Below are 19,081 nucleotides of genomic sequence, written 5' to 3'. Positions count from 1 at the left end.
CGGGGTCGCAGCCTGTTACGAATCGCCAAAGGATGATAATTTGTGTTGAAGAGGCTATCTCCCCCACTTCGTCCGGCGACACTCCGGGAGGCATAGGCGATGGAGCCCGATGACGGTGGCTCGGTGACCAGGGCCTTCAGGAGGCTGAACGAGGGCGATACCAACGCCATGCAGCAAATCTGGGAGCGTTATTTCTCCCTCCTGGTCGCGCTCGCCCGCCGTCGGCTCCAGAACCAGCGGCGGCTCATCGTCGCGGACGAGGAAGATGCCGCCCTCAGCGCGTTCATGAGCTTCCATCGGCGGACGCGACGTGGTGATTTCCCCGATATCCACGACCGTGACGACCTCTGGGTCAAGCTCGTCGGCCTCACAGCCCAGAAGGTCATCGACCTCCAGCGCAGGCAGGGGGCGGCCAAGCGGGGCGCCAACAAGATCGAGCACGACCCGGACATCGACCAGTTGATCGGCAAGAGCCCCGACCCCGAATTCATCGCGAGCTGGACCGAGGAGGTCCGGGTCAAGCTCGACCAGCTCGGTGACGAGACCCTCCGCGAGATCGCCGTCATGAAGATGGGCTGCCACACCAACGAGGAAATCGCCCAGCGGTTCAATATGTCCCTCTCCTGGACGAACCGGCGCCTCCGCGAGATCCGGAGACTCTGGGAGGGGCCGAACACGCCTGAGGAGGAGGCCCCGTGATGGACGAGACGGGCCCCGCAACCCCCGCCGCGATGACCGTCCCGCTCGACTCCATGCTCTCGTGGCAGCCGTATCTCGACGCGGTTTGCGATCGCTTCGAAAACGCTTGGCACGACGGCAAGAACCCGAATATCCACGAATATCTGGCCGACGACTCCGTCCCGGCCCCGAGGCGCCCTGCACTCTTCCGCGACCTCCTCCAGCTCGAGCGCGAGCTCCGGACCACCCGCGGGGAGACGCCGAAGGCCTCGGATTACTTCGACAGGTTCCCGGCCTACGCCACCATCATCCGCGCGGTCTTCGGCGAGGATCGGATCGGGGCCTACGAGCTGATCGGCCCGATCGGCGAGGGGGGCATGGGGATCGTCTATCGCGCCCGGGACCGCAACACCCAGCGCGACGTCGCCCTCAAGGTGATCCGCCCCCGATGGCTCGACGATTCCTCGGCCGTCGATCGGTTCCGGCTCGAGGCCCAGCTCGCCGCGAGGCTCGACCACGAGCACATCGTCCCGGTCTATGAGGCCGGCCAGGTCGACGGGCAGCACTTCTACGCGATGCGGTACGTCGCGGGGCGGAGCCTCGCCGACGTCATCGAGAAGAAGCCGCTCGATAACCGCACCGCCGCTCGCTGCATCGAGCAGGTCGCCCGAGCCGTCGACCATGCCCACACGCGCAACGTCCTGCATCGCGACATCAAGCCGCGCAACATCCTGATCGACGAGTCGGGCAAGGCGTACGTCACCGACTTCGGCCTCGCCAAGCTCCTGGGGCAGAACGGCGGCGGGACCCTCACGACCGGCTCGGGGGGATTGGGCTCGCCTCCCTACATGTCCCCCGAGCAGTGGCGAGACCCCGCGCGGGCCGGCCACGCCACCGACATCTACAGCCTCGGCGCCACGCTTTATGAGGCGCTGACCGGGACTCCCCCCTTCCACGCGGAGAGCCTCGTCCAACTGCACGTCATGGTCACGACCAAGGAGCCCCCCAAGCCCCGGACGCTCAACCCCAAGTGCGACAGGGACCTGGAGACGATCTGCCTCAAGTGCCTGGAGAAGGAGCCCTCCCAGCGCTACACGAGCGCCCTGAAGCTGGCCGAGGACCTGCACAACTACCTCGAGGGGAACCCGATCAAGGCGAGGCGCTCGGGGTTCGTCGAGAAGGCCGCCAAATGGGTCAGGAAGCACCCGATCCCGACGGCCCTCATCATCCTCATGCCCCTGGCCGTCGCCTCGGTCATCTTCTCGATCGTCCTGCGGTCGGCCCTCGCGCGGACCGAGCAGAGCTATGAGCTGACCCGCGAGGTCATCGACAAGGTCTCCATCTTCAGCGAGAAGAACCTGCGCAACCATCCCCGGCTGATGGAATTGCTCAACATCCTCGCCGAGGGGCAGAAGGACTTCCTCGATCGCCGCGGGGAAGACCCGAAGTTCCGGGGCGAAGTCGCCGACGTCCTGAACCGGATGGCCCGCCTGATGGACCTCGTCGGCAAGAAGGCGGAGGCGGTCAACGCCTACAACGAGGCGCTCGAGCTGCGCCTCAAGCTCGCGGCCCAGGATCCGTCCAACCCGAAACGCCAGGCGCAGCTCGCCGAGACGTATCACAACCTCGGCATCCACTACAGCGAGATCGGCAAGCTCGACGAAGGGCTCGCCCGCTATCGCGACGGCCTCCGCATCCGCATCGAGCTGGCGAACAAGTATCCCGACGACCGCCGATTCCAGAGCGACCTGGCGCGGAGCTACGGTTACATCGGCGACTGGGAACGCGAGAACGGGCGCTACGGCGAGGCCAAGGTCTCGTACGACAAGGCGAAGGCGATCCGCGAGAAGCTGGCCAAGACCGACGCCTCCGACAACATCGCCAAGTTCCAGCTCGCCCGCAGCTACAACAACCAGGGGCACCTCGACTACGAGACCCACGAGCGCGAAGGGGCCATCGCGGCGCACCAGCAGGCGGCTACCCTGCAGAAGGAACTCTACAAGACGATCCCGAAGGATTACTCGATCCTGGATGATGCCAGCGGCCTCATCTACGAGCACTGGAACATCGTCTCCGACCTCGCCTGGTCCTACTTCCACCTGGGGCTCCTGCACTCCGAGAGCGAGCACGGGCAGGACCCGAAGAGCGAGCACGGCAAGCAGGCGGTCGGCGACTTCAACGAGGCCGTCAAGCTCCTGGAGGAATTGATCCGCGAGCAACCGGGGGCGGCCGACCTCCAGGCCGAGCTCGGCCGGGCCTTGAACCGGCGGGGGCTGCTCACCAACTCCCGGGAAGACATCGCCAGATCCGAAGACCTCTTCAACCACCTCAGCGAGGGCAACCCCGGGGTCGTCCGCTTCGAGGCGGCCTCCGTCCGCAACCTCGCCGCGTCCGGCGTGCTGGATCGCCGGGAAGGCCACGAGGAGGAGGGGCGGGCCAAGATCGAGCAAGCCTTCGCCCTCCAGAAGAAGCTCGTCAGCAAGCAGCTCAACAACCCCGAGTTGCGTCGCGACCTCGAGTGGATCGAGTCGCTCAAGGCCGAGGCCGCCAGGCATGCGCCTCAGGCCGGTGCCGACGCGAAGACCAACGCCCCCGCCACGCGATAGAAACGAAGAAAGGGCCCCGCGATCCATCGCGGAGGCCCCTTTTTTTCTCGAGCGTTGGTCACCAGGGACGCGGGTCTTGCCGGAAGAAGGCCAGGTGCCGCGGCCCGTGCTTGATGTTCATCTGGTTCCAGGTGATGAGGTGGTCGAAGACGGTCACGACCCGGCCGTCGTCGAACTGCAAGGTCACCAGGAACCGCTTCGGGCCGACCCAGCGGACGAAGTACTGCCCCTGGGCCCTGACGAACTCGGCGCCGCCGTAGCGGATCTCGCCGTGGAAGAACCGACCGCCCAGGGCCCCGTCGGGGGTCGTGCCGTACGACGGCTTGAAGTGGTAGTACGAGGAACCGCCGGGCGTTTGCGCCTCCCAACGTCCCGTGATCGGGCTGAAGCCCTGGGCCTGGGCCGAGGTGGAGGCGAGGCCTGTCGCGAACAGGGCGGCGACGGTCAGGATCACGGGGCGGACGTTGCTGATGACGCTCATCGAAGTCTCTTTCCTAATCCGAGGGGCCTTGACACATCCTTTGGCTTTCGCAGCGACTCTTAGCGAGCCGCTTCTGCCAGGTCATCCGCAGACGGTCGCTGCGGCGTGTCACGCCTCGGAAGGATTTTTTCTTCGATGGGGCCATCCGCCCCTCTCCGCCCCAATCAACGATCGGGGGCCGGCGACTTGTTCACGAACGTGAGCGCCTCGTCGATGAGGATCTCGCCGGTCATCTCGCCGAGCGAGGTGCGCGAGACGTAGTCGTAGCGCGGGAAGCTCCGGAAGTCGACCTTCGTCAGGATGTAGCCGAAGGCCTCGTTGGTCAGGCCGAACAGAAGATTGTGCTTCCCTCGCATCTTGCGCTTGAGGTAGAAGCCGATGTTCGGCAGGGCCTCGCCGGGGATGGTGAGGATCTGCGCATCGCCCAGGTTGACGAGGTTGACCCGGGCATTGACCGAGCGGTCCTTGTTGCGGGGATACTTCAAGGGGGAGTGGACGATCACCGCCCACATGTCGTCGGAATCGACGGGGAAGCGGACCTCGACGGCGTCGCAGAAGAGCCCCGGATCCTTCTGAATGGGGGCGGACTCGATCAGGTGCGAGGCCTCGGCGGCCATGAGCCGACCGATCCGGAGGCATTCGTCCCAGGTCCTCGAATCCTTCCAGTAGCCGCGCTGGGGGTCGCTGGGCTGGTCGAGGTTGCGGTTGTCCGCCGTGATCATGCCCCCCTGGGCTCCGTTCATGAAGAGGGCGACGCCGCCGGACCTCGCCTCAATCGTCTCGCAGAGGGGCCCGATCAGGTCGGGACTCAGGATCCCGACCTCGTTGCCGAGGACCTCGGGGTGGATCGCGTAGTTGACCAGCGTGGCGATCGTCTTCCCCTGCGGCGAGACGGCCTGGATGACGCTCATGCGTTTGTCGTACAGTTCGGGGGCATAGTAGTTGTACGCGATCTTCCCCCTCGCCTCCCCCGTGGCGACCTTGATCCAGGCGGGCTGGAGCCGGTCGATGGCCTCGTTGACGGCCTCGGCGGCCTTGTTGCAGACGGAGTCGATGTAGGCGAGATCCCCCGTATGCCCCCCTTTTCCATCGGGGAAGGCGTAGCAATCCGGCGCGCTATGGGAGTGGGTCGAGCCGATCAGGATGTTCGCCCCCGGGATCCGGGTGACCTTCGCCCGCACGCGATCCCCCAGCACCGACGGGAACCCGAGCAAATCGAGCGAGACGACCGCGACCGAGACATCCCCCTTGCGGATCACGAGGGCCCTCGCCCTGATGTCGCCCTTCTTCTCCTTCGCCGGCCTCGGAGCCCCCATCCCGCCCGAGATCGGCAAGAGTGGGTCGGGCGTGATCACGCGCGTCGCCGCGCCGACGTGAATCTCCGCGCGGGCCCTCGCCTGGGCAAAGATCCCGATCATCCAGGCGCACACGGACAAGACAACGATCCGACGCAACACGTTGGCCGCCTCCGGGGTCGAACCAGGCTTTTCGAAGCAATCCATCAGGACCTCGCACACATCGATGCGGCCCACAATGGACTCGAACGCCCCGCCGAGTTCAAGCGAATTCCCGCGGCTCTCATCAAAACATCCGCCATACGCACCGGATTTTTACTTGAATTTTTCAAAGCATTTTCACAATACCAAGGATGCAGATTTCACAAAACCACCACCATCTTGGATCGAATCCTTCGACGCATTCATCGCCATCGCCCGAATGCACAAAGGCCGCACGAACCGCGAGGATCCCCGGTGCGGACCGATACCCGTTCCGAGGCACAAAGACTGCCTCGACGCCGAGCATCAGCTCGAGATGAGCCCATCTGACACATTCCAGGCACAGCTGCACATTTCCTGGGCAAACACATCCTGTCGAGAATTCCTCGAGCGGAGGATCTACCGCAGATCTTCTTACTCGGGCTTGACTTAGGGGAAGGCCTTGCCGCTTTAATGGTGGCATATGAGTTGCGACTCTGGTATAGACTCGTTCCCAGCTTGACGTGGCCGACACGAGCCGACGGAATCTCTCGTTGCCGACGAGATTGCCGGTGGGATCGCGAATCCTTCGTCCGCCGCCTTGGGCGGAAACCCCTCGGAATAGCCTCATGCAGCCGAGAAGCCCGGCCCCTTCGTACGCCCTCCCGTCATTCTTCCGCCGCGAGGGCCTTTATGACCCGGCCTTCGAACATGACGCCTGCGGCGTCGGCTTCATCGCCGACCTGAACGGCCGCAAGAGCCACACGATCGTGGAGAATGGGCTGCAGATCCTCCGCAACCTGCAGCACCGCGGGGCCTGCGGCTGCGACCAGGATACCGGCGACGGCGCGGGGATCCTGATCCAGATGCCCGACGCCTTCTTCCGCGCCGAGGCCTCCCGGCTCAACGTCCCGCTGCCGGAAGTCGGCTCGTACGGTGTCGCCTTCGTGTTCCTGCCCAAGGGAGGGGCCGAGCGCCTCGTCTGCCAGCGCACGCTGGAAGCCCTCGTGCATGAGCAGGGGCAGATCGTCCTCGGCTGGAGGCCCGTCCCGGTCCGCTCGGCGGCCATCGGCTGGCTCGCCCGCTCGCGAGAGCCGGTGATGGAGCAGTTGCTCATCGCCAGGGGGAAGAATACGGCGGATCAGGAGGCCTTCGAGCGCGCCCTCTACGTCATCAGGCGACGCGCCGAGGTCTGGTGCGCCACCGAGGGGGCTCAGGAAGATCCGCTCTGGTTCGCGGTGGCGAGTTGCAGCTCGCGGACGATCATCTACAAGGGGATGCTCAAGCCCGACCAGCTCTCCGACTACTTCCCCGACCTCGAACGCCCGGAGATGACCTCGGCCCTGGCGCTCGTGCACAGCCGATACAGCACGAACACGTCGCCGCAGTGGGGCCTCGCCCAGCCGTTCCACCTGCTCGCGCACAACGGCGAGATCAACACGCTCAAGGGGAACGCCAACTGGCTGAGCGCCCGCCAGCCCCGGATGAAGGCCGGCCTGCTGGGCCCCGAACTCGAGAAGATCCTGCCGCTCGAGTTCGAGGGGTTGAGCGACTCGGCCGTGCTCGACCAGGCGGTGGAGCTCCTGTACCGCTCCGGCCGCAGCCTGCCGCATACGATGATGACCCTCGTTCCCGAGGCCTATGAAGGCCAGCACGACCTCGACCCGGCGATCCGGGCCTTCTACCAGTACCACCGCTGCCTGATGGAGCCCTGGGACGGCCCCGCCAGCCTGATCTTCACCGACGGCTCGCTCATCGGCGCCACGCTCGACCGCAACGGCCTGCGCCCGAGCCGCTACGTCGTCACCAAGGATGACCTCGTCATCATGGCCAGCGAGGTCGGCGTCCTGCCCATCGCGCCCGACGAGATCAAGCTCAAGGGGCGGCTCCAGCCGGGCAAGCTCTTCCTGGTCGACACGGTCCGGGGCAAGATCATCGGCGACCTCGAGATCAAGTCGGAGATCGCCGCCAGGCGTCCCTACGCCGACTGGCTCAAGGCCAACATGCTCCGGCCCGAGGACCTGCCCGAACCGTCGAGCATCCCCGACTTCGAGCTGGCCAGGCTGCGGACCCAGCAGCTCGTCTTCGGCTACACCCAGGAGGACATCGGCCGCGTCCTCTTGCCAATGGCCCAGGACGGCAAGGAGCCGGTCTCGAGCATGGGGACCGACACCCCGCTCGCCGTGCTCAGCCACCGGAGCCAGTTGCTTTATCATTACTTCAAGCAATTGTTCGCCCAGGTGACCAACCCGCCGATCGACCCGATCCGCGAGAAGGTCGTCATGAACACCGAGTCGCTCCTGGGCTGCGAGTCCGACCTTCTCGCCGAGACGCCCGAGCACGCGAGGATGCTCCGGCTCGAGTCCCCCGTGCTGCTCGACGCCGACCTCGCCAAGATCCGCGAGCTCGATCGCCCCGGCTTCGTCGTCCGGACCCTGGACACGACCTTCCCCCGCGCCGAAGGGGAAGCCGGCCTCGAGACCGCGATGGATCGGCTCTGCGCCGAGGCCTCCGAGGCGGTCTCCGCCGGCGCGACCATCCTGATCCTCTCCGACCGGGGCCACGACGCCGACCGCGTGCCGATCCCCGCGCTCCTGGCCACGTCGGGGGTCCACCACCACCTGATCCGCGAGAAGCTCCGGACCCGCTGCGGGATCGTCGTCGAGACGGGCGAGGCCCGCGAGATCCATCACTTCTCCCTGCTGATCGGCTACGGCGCGGGGGCGGTCAACCCCTACCTCGTGTTCGACACCTATCAGGGGCTGGCGCACGAAGAGATGCTGCTTGACGCCCAGGGCAACTCGCTCGAGCTGAAGCAGGCGCTCAAGAACTACGGCAAGGCCATCGATCAAGGCTTGCTCAAGATTTTTAGCAAGATGGGTATCAGCACCCTGATGAGTTACCGTGGTGCCCAGATCTTCGAGGCCATCGGCCTCGGCCACGACCTGATCAGGCGCCACTTCACCGGGACCCCCAGCCGGCTCGAGGGGATCGGCATCGACGTGGTGGCGAGGGAGTCCTTGATACGCCACGAGATCGCCTTCCCGGGCTCCCCGACCGCCGAGGAGGCCGACCTCGACGGCGGCGGCGAACATATGTGGCGGCGTCGCGGGGAGTACCACATGTGGAACCCCGAGACGATCCAGAAGCTCCAGCACTCCCTGCGCAAGAACGAGTTCGCAAGCTACAAGGAGTTCGCCCTCGCCGCCAACGACGAGAGCCGGCACCAGTGCACGCTCCGCGGCCTGCTCGAGATCCGCAAGGGGAGGAAGCCGATCCCCCTCCAGCTTGTCGAGCCGGCCAAGGAGATCGTCAAGCGCTTCTTCACCGGCGCCATGAGCTTCGGCAGCATCAGCAAGGAGGCGCACGAGGCCCTGGCGATCGCCCTCAACCGCCTTGGGGGCCGCAGCAACACGGGCGAAGGGGGCGAGGACCCGGCCCGGTTCAAGCGCGAGGCCAACGGTGACTGGCGCAGCAGCGCGGTCAAGCAGGTGGCCAGCGGCCGGTTCGGCGTGACGGCGAATTACCTGGCGAACGCGGTCGAGATCCAGATCAAGATGGCGCAGGGGGCCAAGCCCGGCGAAGGGGGGCAGCTCCCCGGCCACAAGGTCGACAACGCCATCGCCAAGACCCGCTACAGCACGCCCGGCGTGGGCCTGATCTCGCCGCCGCCGCACCACGACATTTACAGCATCGAGGACCTCGCCCAGCTCATCTTCGACCTCAAGAACTCGAACCCGCACGCGGAGGTCTCGGTCAAGCTCGTGGCCGCGGCGGGCGTCGGGACGATCGCCACCGGGGTCGCCAAGGGGTACGCCGACCGGCTCCTGATCAGCGGCTATGACGGCGGCACGGGGGCCTCGCCCCTCTCGAGCATCAAGCACGCCGGGATCCCCTGGGAGATGGGCCTGGCCGAGACGCAGCAGACGCTCGTGCGCAATGGCTTGAGGGGCCGAGTGGTCGTCCAGACCGACGGCCAGTTCAAGACCGGGCGCGACGTCATCGTCGCCGCCTGCCTCGGCGCCGAGGAGTATGGCTTCGCGACGGCCCCGCTGATCGCGATGGGCTGCATCATGATGCGGAAGTGCCACCTCAACACCTGCCCGGTCGGCATCGCGACCCAGGATCCGGTCTTGCGGGCCCAGTTCAACGGCACGCCCGAGCAAGTGGTGAACTACCTCTTCTTCGTCGCCGAGGAGGTCCGCGAGTACCTCAGCAGCATGGGGTTCCGGACCCTCGACGAGATCATCGGGCGCCCCGAGTTGCTCACCCCGATCGACCTGAGCGGGCACTGGAAGGCGAAGGACCTCGACCTCTCGCCGCTCCTGAGTCGCCCCGACGTGCCCCACGGCACCCCGATCCGCAGGATCGAGCGCCAGCCGGATATCCTCGCCGAGCAGCTCGACTGGGAGCTCCTCGAGTCCTGCAAGGATGCGCTCGAGAACCAGAAGCGCGTCCAGCGGACCATGCCCATCACCAACATGAACCGGACGGCGGGGACCCTCCTCAGCTACTTCATCACGGCCAAGTACGGCGAGGCCGGGCTGAGGGAAGACACCGTCGACATCCAGTTCAACGGCAGCGCCGGGCAGAGCTTCGGGGCGTTCGTCACGCGGGGGATGACCTTGCGGGTCCGCGGCGACGCGAATGACTACATCGGCAAGGGGCTCTCGGGGGGCAAGCTCATCGTCGCCCCGCCGCAAGAGTCGAGTTTCGCGGCCGAGTCCAACATCATCGTCGGCAATGTCGCCCTCTACGGCGCGACGGCGGGCGAGGCCTATTTCCGGGGGCTCGCCGGCGAGCGGTTCGCCGTGCGGAACAGCGGCGCCAAGGCCGTCGTCGAGGGGGTCGGGGACCACGCCTGCGAGTACATGACCGGCGGCACGGTCGTCATCCTCGGCCCGACCGGGCGCAACTTCGCCGCGGGCATGAGCGGCGGCCTCGCCTTCGTCTACGACCCGAAGGGCCTCTTCCGCGATCAGTGCAACCTCGAGATGGTCGACCTCGTCCCGGTCGAGGATTACAAGGACGTCGCCCAGCTCAGCAACCTGATCAACCGGCACGTCCTCTACACCGGGTCGACCGTCGGCGACGCCATCGTCAACGACTTCTCGGCCGCACTCGGCCACTTCGTGAAGGTCTTCCCGCGCGACTATCGCCGCGTGATCGAGCAGAGCAAGATCGTGCAGCGGCAGTGGGAACTCGTCAACAACTGATCGCATTCGCATCATTTTCTGCAAAACCACGGCCGGCGCGGGGCATTGAGAATCGAGGGCGACGGCCCTCCCCGCGCCCTCCCGTGTTCCCCACATAAACGAGTCTTCAGGCGCGGAGCGGAGCGCAATCCCATGGCCGACCCCCGAGGCTTCCTCAACATCGAACCCCAGAAGCCGACCCCGCGCCCGATCCATCATCGGATCAAGGATTTCAAGGAGCTGTATCAGCCGATGCCCTCGGAGAGCCTGCGGGCGCAGGCCTCCCGTTGCATGGACTGCGGGATCCCGTTCTGCCACACCGGCTGCCCGCTCGGGAACCTGATCCCCGACTGGAACGACCTCGTCCACCGCAACCGCTGGCACGAGGCGCTCAAGGCGCTCCACGACACGAACAACTTCCCCGAGTTCACCGGCAAGACCTGCCCCGCCCCATGCGAGGCCTCGTGCGTCCTGACACTCAGCGGCGCCCCGGTCACGATCAAGAACATCGAGCAGGCGATCGTCGACAAAGGGTGGGAGATGGGCTGGATCGTCCCGGCCCCGCCCCAGGCCGAGACGGGCAAGAGCGTCGCGATCATCGGCAGCGGACCCGCCGGGCTCGCCGCGGCGCAGCAGCTCAGGCGCGTCGGGCATGCGGTGACCGTCTACGAGCGCGACGATCGGCCGGGGGGGCTCCTGACTTACGGCATCCCCGACTTCAAGATGGCCAAGTCGTACGTCGACCGCCGGATCGCGCAGCTCGAGGCCGAAGGCATCCAGTTCGTCCTCAACGCCGACGTGGGCCGGACCATCGACCCGGTCGAGCTTCGTCGCAAGTACGATGCGCTCCTGCTGACCGTCGGCGCCACGAGGCCCCGCGACCTCGGGATCCCCGGGCGTAACCTCAAGGGCATCATCCAGGCGATGCCCTTCCTGACCCAGCAGAACCACCGAGGCTTCGGCGACCCCGAGTCCGCCGCGCCGCTGCTCGCCACCGGCAAGAACATCATCATCATCGGCGGCGGCGACACCGCGGCCGACTGCCTGGGGACCTGCCACCGGCACCAGGCCCGCTCCGTCCTCCAGCTCGACTACAACCCCCGGCCCCCCGAGAACGTCAACCCCGACACCCCCTGGCCCCTCTGGCCCAAGATCCTCCGCGTCTCCCCCGCGCACGAGGAAGGGGGCAAGCGCGACTGGCAGATCAAGACCAAGCACTTCGAGGGGGACGAAAAGGGCCAGGTGAAAGCCCTCCACGCCGTCCGCGTCCACCAGTACTTCGACGAGGCCGGCGAACGCCAGTTCGAGGAAATCCACGGCACCGAGCTCGTCTTCCCCTGCGAGATGGTCCTCCTCGCGATCGGCTTCTCCGGTCCCGAGCCGCAGTTGCCCGCCGCCTTCGGCCTCAGCCTCACCGAGGGGGGCGCGATCCTCTCCGACCGCCGCTACATGACCACCCAGCCCGGCATCTTCGCCGCGGGAGACTGCCGACGCGGCCAGTCGATCGTCGTCTGGGCCATCGCCGAAGGACGCGAGGCCGCCCGCAACGTCGACGAATACCTCATGAAGCGCCCGAGCCCCCTCCACGCCCGCGACGGCTCGCCGCTCCTGGTCGAGTAATAAGAGCGAGGCCCCTTCGCACAGCAAGCAGATCCGATGGGGCGAATTCCAAGAGTCAGGGCGTCTGGGTCCTTCACGCAATCTTGATCTCCTGTTGCGTCAAAAGCGACTCCCCGGGATGATGGTGGGGCTCCGAGGTCGATATCCCGCCGGACCTTCCCTCCTCAAACCGGGGTTGCCCTATGAACGGTCGGAATCGAGACGCGTCCGAGGTTCGTCCTGGCGGATCCTTCGGTAGCCTTTGCTTGCGCATGGGTTGGCTCCTCCTGACGCTCCCGCTTTGCTTTGAAGTGAAGGCCGCGGAGCCTGCTTCCGCCGCGGGCGCAAGCCCTCGCGACCGCCAGCCGGTGGCCCTGGCGTTCAGCCCGGACGGGAGCCGGCTGTTCGTGGCCAACTCCAGGAGCGGCGGCCTCTCGGTCGTCGATCCCGCCTCGCGACGGCTCCTGGCCGAGGTCGACCTGGGCCGGGGCCTCTCCGATGTCGCGGTCCATCCCGATGGCGTCCATTTGCTGGCGCTGGATCGACCCGGCGATGCCCTGCTCTGGCTCGAAGTAGCCGGCGACGCGATCAAGGTCGTTGTGAGCCATAAGGTTGCCGTCGACCCCGTCTCGATCGCAGTTTCGGCCGACGGGAAGACGGCGGCGGTCGCCTCGCAGCGCTCCAGGACCTTGACCCTGCTCAACCTCGGGGCCGATCCCGCGTCCCCCTGGTCGATCCGGAAGGCGCTCGACCTCCCCTTCAGCCCCCACAAGCTGGCGATGCTGAAGGATGGGAGCCGGGTCGTCGCGGCCGACGGCTTGGGCGGCAAGCTCGCCGTGGTCGACGCCCGGAACGCGACGCTCGACGCAGTCCGCACAATCCCCGCGCACAATATCCGCGGCCTCGCCTTCAGTCCCGACGGCCAGATGCTCGCGGTCTCGCACCAGACGATCCACGGCAGGTTCAAGGCGGACTTCGAGGATATCCACTGGGGTCGGCTGCTCACGAACCACGTCCGGATGCTCCGGGTCGACGCCCTGACGACCCCCGGGACCGACGCCGACCTGCTGCGAGGGAGCCGTCTCACCGACGTCGGCAGCTCGAGCATGGGCGCTGGCGACCCGGCCGGCCTCGCGTTCGACGGCCGAGGTGGCATCGCCCTCGCCGTGGCGGGCGTGGACGAGCTGGCCCTGAGCGCCAAGGCCTCCGGCTACTGGAAGCGGATCCCGGTCGGGCGTCGGCCGCTGGCGGTGGCGCTGGACCCGAGCGGCAAGTTCGCGTATGTGGCCGAGACCCTCGACGACGCCCTCTCGGTCGTCGACACGACGACGGGGCTCTGGCTGGGTCGGATCTCGCTGGGAGCCCGGCCTCCGCTCGACCTCGTCGGCCAGGGGGAACGGCTCTTCTTCGACGCCAAGCTCTCGCACGACGGCTGGATGAGCTGCCAGACCTGCCACGCCGAAGGCCAGACCAACGGCCTGGTCGTCGACACCCTGGGCGACGGCAGCTTCGGGGCCCCCAAGCGGACCCCGAGCCTGATCGGCGTCGGCGCGACCGGCCCCTGGGCCTGGACCGGCTCGTTCGCGAAGCTCGAGGATCAGGTGCGGAAGTCGGTCGAGACCACCATGCGCGGCCGATCCCCCTCCGACGACAAGGTCGCCGCCCTCACGGCCTACCTCCGGTCGCTGGAGCCGACGCAGCCCGCGACCCGGGTCGCGGCGAGCGATGCCGACGCCATCACGCGAGGCCGCCAGGTCTTCCAGACCCAGCGCTGCAACGACTGCCACGCCGGCTCCTCCTACACCAGCGCCGGGCGATTCGACGTGGGGTTGGTCGACGAGGTCGGCAACCAGAGGTTCAACCCGCCTTCGCTCCGGGGCGTCGGCGAGCGTTCGCCGCTCCTGCACGACGGCCGGGCCAAGGGGCTCGAAGAGGTCTTCTCCCAGCACAAGCACCCGGCCGACACCGAACTGAGCGCCGAAGAGGTGAAGAACCTCGCGGCCTTCCTCAAGACGCTTTGATCTCCATCGAGGTCGGGGTCGAGACCGTTCGCAGGTCGATCCCGACTCAGCCTTTCATCGGCCCGATGTAGGCGCCGCAGGATTCGCGGACGACGAGGACGGGAGACAGGGTCAGGCTCCTCGGCGGCAGCGACGGGTCGGCGATCCGATCCAGCATCGCCCGCAGGGCCACGACGGCGATCTCCTGGCAGGGCTGGTGCATGGTGGTCAGCGGGACCGAGAGCATCCTCGCGTAGCGGACGTCGTCGAAGCCGACGAGCCGCACGTCGGAGGGGACCCGGAGCCCCGCCCGGTCGAGGGAGCGCAGGAGCAAGGCCGCATCGTCGTCATTGGTGCTGAGGATCGCGTCGACGCGCCCCTTGCCCAGCAGGCGTTTGACGAACTGGGGGTCTTCCGGATCCCCCTCGCGCACGAAGTCGGCCGGGACCGTTAGGCCCCGGTCCAGGATCGCCTCGCGCGCCCCCGCGATCCGCGCCGAGACCGTCGAGGCCGAGTGCGGCCGCACGATGAACGCCAGCGAGCGACAGCCGAGCTTGATCAGGTGATCGGCCAGGGCATAGCCGCCGGCGAAGTTGTCGATCCCCACGAGGTCGAAATCGCTGCGGGCGGGGAAGGTGCCGAGGTCGCGGTCGAGCAGGACCACCGCGATGCCCGCCTTGCGCAGGCGTTCGGTCAGGCGGATATTCACTTCCTCGCGGTGGGGCGTGTGTTCGAACGGGGCGAAGAAGACGCCGGCCACCTGGCTATTGATGAACTGCTCGCAGAGGGCCTCGGCATCCCCGACCCCGATGTCCTCCAGCGGCCTGGAGCCGGTCCCGCCCCAGAGCAGGCCATAGCCCCGGACCCTCGCCAGGCCGGCGAGCTCGCCGCAGATCCCCTCGAAGATCTCGGTCGTCCCGAGGCCGGGTATCAAGAGCCCGAACTGCCTGGCGGCGACCTCGGGGGTCGCGACGTTGCGCGCGAACGTCCCCGAGCCGACCCGGCGCTCGACGAGCCCCTGATCCTGCAGATCCCGCAAGGCGCGGGCGACGGTGGGCCGCGAGACCCCGTACCGCTCCACGAGCTGGGCCTCGCTCGGGAGCCGATTCGTCGGCGCGTACTTGCCCGCGGCGATCTCCGCCAGCAGCTCGCGCGAGATGTGACTGTGCTTCGGCTCTGCGGGCATAGCAACCTGCCATAACAATCGGCGAAATTGTCCTGACAACTATTTTTACAATCTTCACGAAATTGTCAAATCAGATCGGGGTCATCTGCCTATAATAGTCGGTGTTAGGAGATCGGAACATCGGCCTGGTCGGGCCCTCGGATCGTGCCGGGGGGGCCTCGCCGAAACCACAGGGATCCATGACGCGACCATCCATCGAAAGACCTGCCGCACACCGGGGGGGCAGCCAAGACCCAGGCCCGCCCCCCTCACCTCTCCCAGCACCTCTTGATCGCCAGCGGCTCCGCTCCGAGTCTCGACATCACCGATGTTGTCGGGCCCTCGGGCGAGCCGCTGGGCACATCCAGCCCTGAAGGCAAGGTCGACGCCCCCCGCCTCGAAACGACCTCCCGGCGCCGAAGGCCCGGGCGCATTTCGATGCAAGTCGACACACCGCCCCCAACCGGAGCGGCCGGTTCATGCTCATGTCATGACCTCGGACGCACCAAGTCGCGAAGCGATTCCACATAGCCGCATTGATTGAAGGATGGATCATGTCCACTGAGAGTCTCTCGGGAATGGAACTCGATAACGGGCGCAGGATCCGCGCCGAGCTGGCGATGGCCCTCGGCGGATTCGGGATCGGCACCGGCGAATTCGTCATCATGGGCCTGCTGCCGGAGATCGCCGAGCACACGAAGGCCTCGGTCACGGGCGCGGCGTATGCGATCAGCGCGTATGCCCTGGGCGTGGTCGTCGGTGCGCCGGTGATCGCGGTGCTCGCGGCCCGGAGCCGCAGGCACGTCGTCCTGACCGTGCTGATGGCCTGCTTCGCGCTCGGCAATCTGGCGAGCGCCCTGGCGACGGGCCTGCCGTCGCTGATCGCCGCGAGGTTCCTGGCCGGCCTGCCGCACGGGGCTTACTTCGGCGTCGCGTCCCTGGTCGCCGCGTCGCTCGTCCCGCCCGACCGCCGGGCGCAGGCCGTCGGCCGGATGATGCTGGGCCTGACGGGCGCGACTCTCGCGGGGGTGCCGCTGGCCACCTGGATGGGCCAGACGATGGGATGGAGGGCCGCCTTCGCCTTCGTCGGCCTGATCGGTGCAGCCGCCTCGGCCCTCATCTGGCTCTACGTCCCCCGCCGCCCGGCCGACCGCGCCTCGAGCCCTTTGCGAGAGCTGGGCGCCCTGAAGCGCAGGCAGGTGCTGCTGACGCTCGGGATCGGCTCGGTCGGGCTCGGCGGCCTCTTCTGCGTCTTCAGCTACATCACGCCGACCATGACACAGGTTGCCGGTCTGTCCCAGGGGTACATGCCCGCCGTGCTGGCCGTCTTCGGCGTCGGCATGATCTCGGGCAACCTCATCGGGGCGAAGCTGGCGGACAAGGCCCTCTTGCCGACCATCGGCGGTGCGCTCGCCTGGAACGTCGTGGTGATGGGCCTCTTCACCTTCACCTCGCACAACCTCTGGCTGGCCCTGCTCAACATCCTGCTGATCGCGCAGGGCGTCGCGCTGGTCCCGGCGCTCCAGATCCGCCTGATGGACGTGGCCGAGGACGCCCAGACGCTCGCGGCCTCGCTGAACCACTCGGCCTTCAACGTCGCCAATGCCCTGGGCGCCTGGCTCGGCGGCCTGGCGATCGACTCGGGCTTCGGCCTGAACTCGACCGGCTGGGTCGGTGCCCTGCTCGCGATCGTCGGCCTGTCGATCTTCTGCGTCTCGGCGGCCGAGGCCATCATCGCCGAGCGTCGCGCGGCGAAGCTGCGGGGGCACTCACCGGCCAAGGTCTCCTGGCGGACCTTCGGGATGGGCGAGTCCGGTCACGCGAGGGCCACGCATTTCCATTGAGCCGAGCCCGGGGATCGACTCATCCTTGCGCGGCCGAATGTTTCAAGGTCGCCGGGCGCGAGAATTGCTCGAGTCATCCCCGATCGGCCTGACGCACGACCAAAGGCCGCGAGCCGCTCCCAAGCATGAAAGGGGGCGGCCAGCGGCCGTTTTGGTTTTCCAGATTCTCTCTCGATCGAGGAGCCAAGGCTATGAGCGACACCGAGATGCCCTACCGGACCCTGGGCAGCACGGGGGAGCGGGTCTCCGCCATCGGCCTCGGCGGCTGGCACCTCGCGCTGAAGCACGTCGACAAGAAGCTGGCGAAGAAGATCGTCCATGCCGCCGTGGACCGCGGGATCAACTTCCTGGACAACTCGTGGGACTACAACGACGGCGAGAGCGAAACGAGGATGGGCAAGGCCCTCGAGGACGGGTATCGCGAGAAGGTCTTCCTCATGACCAAGATCGACGGCCGCTCGAAGAAAGAGGCCACCCGTCAGCTCGAACAATCGCTCAAGCGCTTACGAACCGACTGCATCGACCTCGTCCAGCATCACGAGATCATCCGCTTCGACGACCCGCACCGGATCTTCGACGAGGAGGGTGCGCAAGCCGCCCTGCTTGAGGCGAAACAAGCGGGCAAGCTCCGCTACATCGGCTTCACGGGCCATAAGGATCCGCAGATCCACCTGCACATGCTCGAGGTCTCCCACCAGCACGGATTCAAATTCGACGCGGTGCAGATGCCCCTGAACGTCATGGACGCCCACTACCGCAGCTTCGGCCGACAGGTGTTGCCGGAGTTGGTCCGCGAGGGCATCGGCGTGCTCGGCATGAAGAGCCTGGGCAATGGGATCATCCTGAAGTCCGGCGCCGTCACCGCGATCGAATGCCTGCACTATGCGTTAAACCTGCCGACCTCGGTGGTCATCACCGGCATCGACAGCCTGGAGATTCTCGACCAGGCCTTCGAAGCTGCCCGCACCTTCAAGCCCCTGGACGAGGCCGAGATCGAGGCCCTGATGGCGAAGACCTCCGCCACCGGCTCCCGCGGCGAGTACGAACTCTTCAAGACATCCTCGATCTTCGATTCCACCGCCTCGAACCCCGAATGGCTCGGCGAAGAACCGGAGAAATTGACGAGCCTGATGCCCGCCTGAGCGGGGCCGGACCGCGAGGCCGAGAGCCGGAATCTATCGCCCGACGGTCACCTGGGCATACTCCTCGATCCTGCGGGCGACGCCATCCCAGAGGTTGAGGCGGGCTTCGAGGGCCTGGCGGGCGGAGGACTCGGCCAGGGCCCAGAGGCGCGGGTCGTCGCCGCAGAGAGCCGCGACAAGGCGCAAGGCGGCGGGGCCGTGCTCGTCGCCGTCGAGGTCGATGTGACGCTTCAAGTAGAATCGGAAGCCATCGAACTGGCCGGGCGAGGTTGAGTCGAGCCGGTCGCTCAGGGCGACGAACATCTCTGGGATCAGCTCCTCGCGGCCGAGCGCGAAGGCGGCGGCAATCGCCACGGGGGATCCCGAGGCCAGGGCCTTCCACGTCGAGAGGACGAACAGGCGGGCCTCGTCGGGCACGTCGGCCTGATACAACGCTTCAAGCACCGACGCCTCGTCCGCGAGCCGCTTGCCGAACTGCTCGATGACGGAGAGGTCGGCGCCGACCTGGGTCATGGCGTCGAGATAGAGCTCGAAGTGGCTGGCATAGCCCCCGCGACCGTCATCGTCGCTCTCCTCGGCCAGGACGATCTCGTTGACGAGGCGTCGGCTCAAAGAGTCACCCCGCGGCACCCAGGGCAGATCGACGCACGTCAGCTTCTGCTGCAGGGCCTTCAGCAGGCTCATGAAGTCCCAGACGGCGAAGACGTGGGACTGCATGAAGATGCGGAGCGCCTCGACCGAATCCACGGCCGCGTACACCGGATGGGCGACGAGGCGGTCGCGGAGCGGCCGGAGGGTTTCCAGGAGATGATCGAGGCGGGCATTGTCGATGGGTTGATAGGACATGGCAAGCTCGGCCCGGAGGCTGTTGCCTCCGGACCCAATCATCCTCCAAG

The 19,081-nt window shown here is 67.0% G+C and carries 11 protein-coding genes; 7 read left to right on the top strand and 4 right to left on the bottom strand.

Translation table 11 applies throughout. The features are described from left to right. Window positions 1-99 precede the first annotated feature (99 nt). Entirely contained in the window at window positions 100-699 is a 600-nt protein-coding gene (locus tag ACOYYX_RS04275) for an ECF-type sigma factor (RefSeq protein ID WP_422928698.1), read from the top strand. Further along, entirely contained in the window at window positions 699-3,284 is a 2,586-nt protein-coding gene (locus tag ACOYYX_RS04270; RefSeq protein WP_422928697.1) for a serine/threonine-protein kinase, read from the top strand. Before ACOYYX_RS04275 ends, ACOYYX_RS04270 begins: the two co-directional genes overlap by 1 nt. A gap of 58 nt (window positions 3,285-3,342) precedes the next feature. On the opposite strand, the gene ACOYYX_RS04265 is transcribed toward ACOYYX_RS04270, so the two are convergent. Next, on the bottom strand, window positions 3,343-3,765 hold the full coding sequence (locus ACOYYX_RS04265; protein ID WP_422928696.1) for a hypothetical protein: 423 nt from the start codon (window positions 3,763-3,765) through the stop codon (window positions 3,343-3,345). Window positions 3,766-3,929: 164 nt separating this feature from the next. Continuing rightward, window positions 3,930-5,183, bottom strand: a complete 1,254-nt coding sequence (locus ACOYYX_RS04260) for a hypothetical protein (protein WP_422931588.1) — start codon at window positions 5,181-5,183, stop codon at window positions 3,930-3,932. Window positions 5,184-5,869: 686 nt separating this feature from the next. Here ACOYYX_RS04260 and gltB point away from each other — a divergent pair. The 3 genes from gltB (at window position 5,870) to ACOYYX_RS04245 (ending at window position 14,055) form a co-directional block, all read left to right on the top strand. Continuing rightward, a complete protein-coding gene (gene gltB / locus ACOYYX_RS04255) occupies window positions 5,870-10,456 on the top strand; it encodes a glutamate synthase large subunit (protein WP_422928695.1) in 4,587 nt (1,528 codons plus the stop codon). Window positions 10,457-10,588: 132 nt separating this feature from the next. Next, window positions 10,589-12,055: a glutamate synthase subunit beta gene (locus ACOYYX_RS04250; RefSeq protein WP_422928694.1), complete on the top strand. Its 1,467-nt coding sequence runs from the start codon at window positions 10,589-10,591 to the stop codon at window positions 12,053-12,055. Between the two features lie 251 nt (window positions 12,056-12,306). Continuing rightward, window positions 12,307-14,055, top strand: coding sequence for a cytochrome c peroxidase (locus ACOYYX_RS04245; RefSeq protein ID WP_422931587.1), 1,749 nt, complete (start codon window positions 12,307-12,309; stop codon window positions 14,053-14,055). A 46-nt stretch (window positions 14,056-14,101) separates the two neighbouring features. Here ACOYYX_RS04245 and ACOYYX_RS04240 read toward each other — a convergent pair whose 3' ends face one another. Beyond that, entirely contained in the window at window positions 14,102-15,220 is a 1,119-nt protein-coding gene (locus ACOYYX_RS04240) for a GntR family transcriptional regulator (RefSeq protein WP_422928693.1), read from the bottom strand. A 533-nt stretch (window positions 15,221-15,753) separates the two neighbouring features. Between ACOYYX_RS04240 and ACOYYX_RS04235 the strand changes: the two genes are divergently transcribed. Together ACOYYX_RS04235 and ACOYYX_RS04230 are read left to right on the top strand one after the other, a co-directional pair. Then, the gene (locus tag ACOYYX_RS04235; protein ID WP_422928692.1) at window positions 15,754-17,043 is read left to right on the top strand and encodes an MFS transporter; all 1,290 of its coding nucleotides are present in this window, start codon (window positions 15,754-15,756) and stop codon (window positions 17,041-17,043) included. Window positions 17,044-17,234: 191 nt separating this feature from the next. Beyond that, a complete protein-coding gene (locus ACOYYX_RS04230; RefSeq protein WP_422928691.1) occupies window positions 17,235-18,185 on the top strand; it encodes an aldo/keto reductase in 951 nt (316 codons plus the stop codon). 33 nt (window positions 18,186-18,218) lie between these two features. On the opposite strand, the gene ACOYYX_RS04225 is transcribed toward ACOYYX_RS04230, so the two are convergent. After that, window positions 18,219-19,031, bottom strand: a complete 813-nt coding sequence (locus ACOYYX_RS04225) for a DUF3050 domain-containing protein (RefSeq protein ID WP_422928690.1) — start codon at window positions 19,029-19,031, stop codon at window positions 18,219-18,221. Between the last annotated feature and the right edge of the window lie 50 nt (window positions 19,032-19,081).

This window comes from Singulisphaera chitinilytica, from assembly GCF_049331405.1.
Taxonomy (GTDB): domain Bacteria; phylum Planctomycetota; class Planctomycetia; order Isosphaerales; family Isosphaeraceae; genus PoT.
This window is presented reverse-complemented; position numbering and strand designations above follow the sequence as displayed.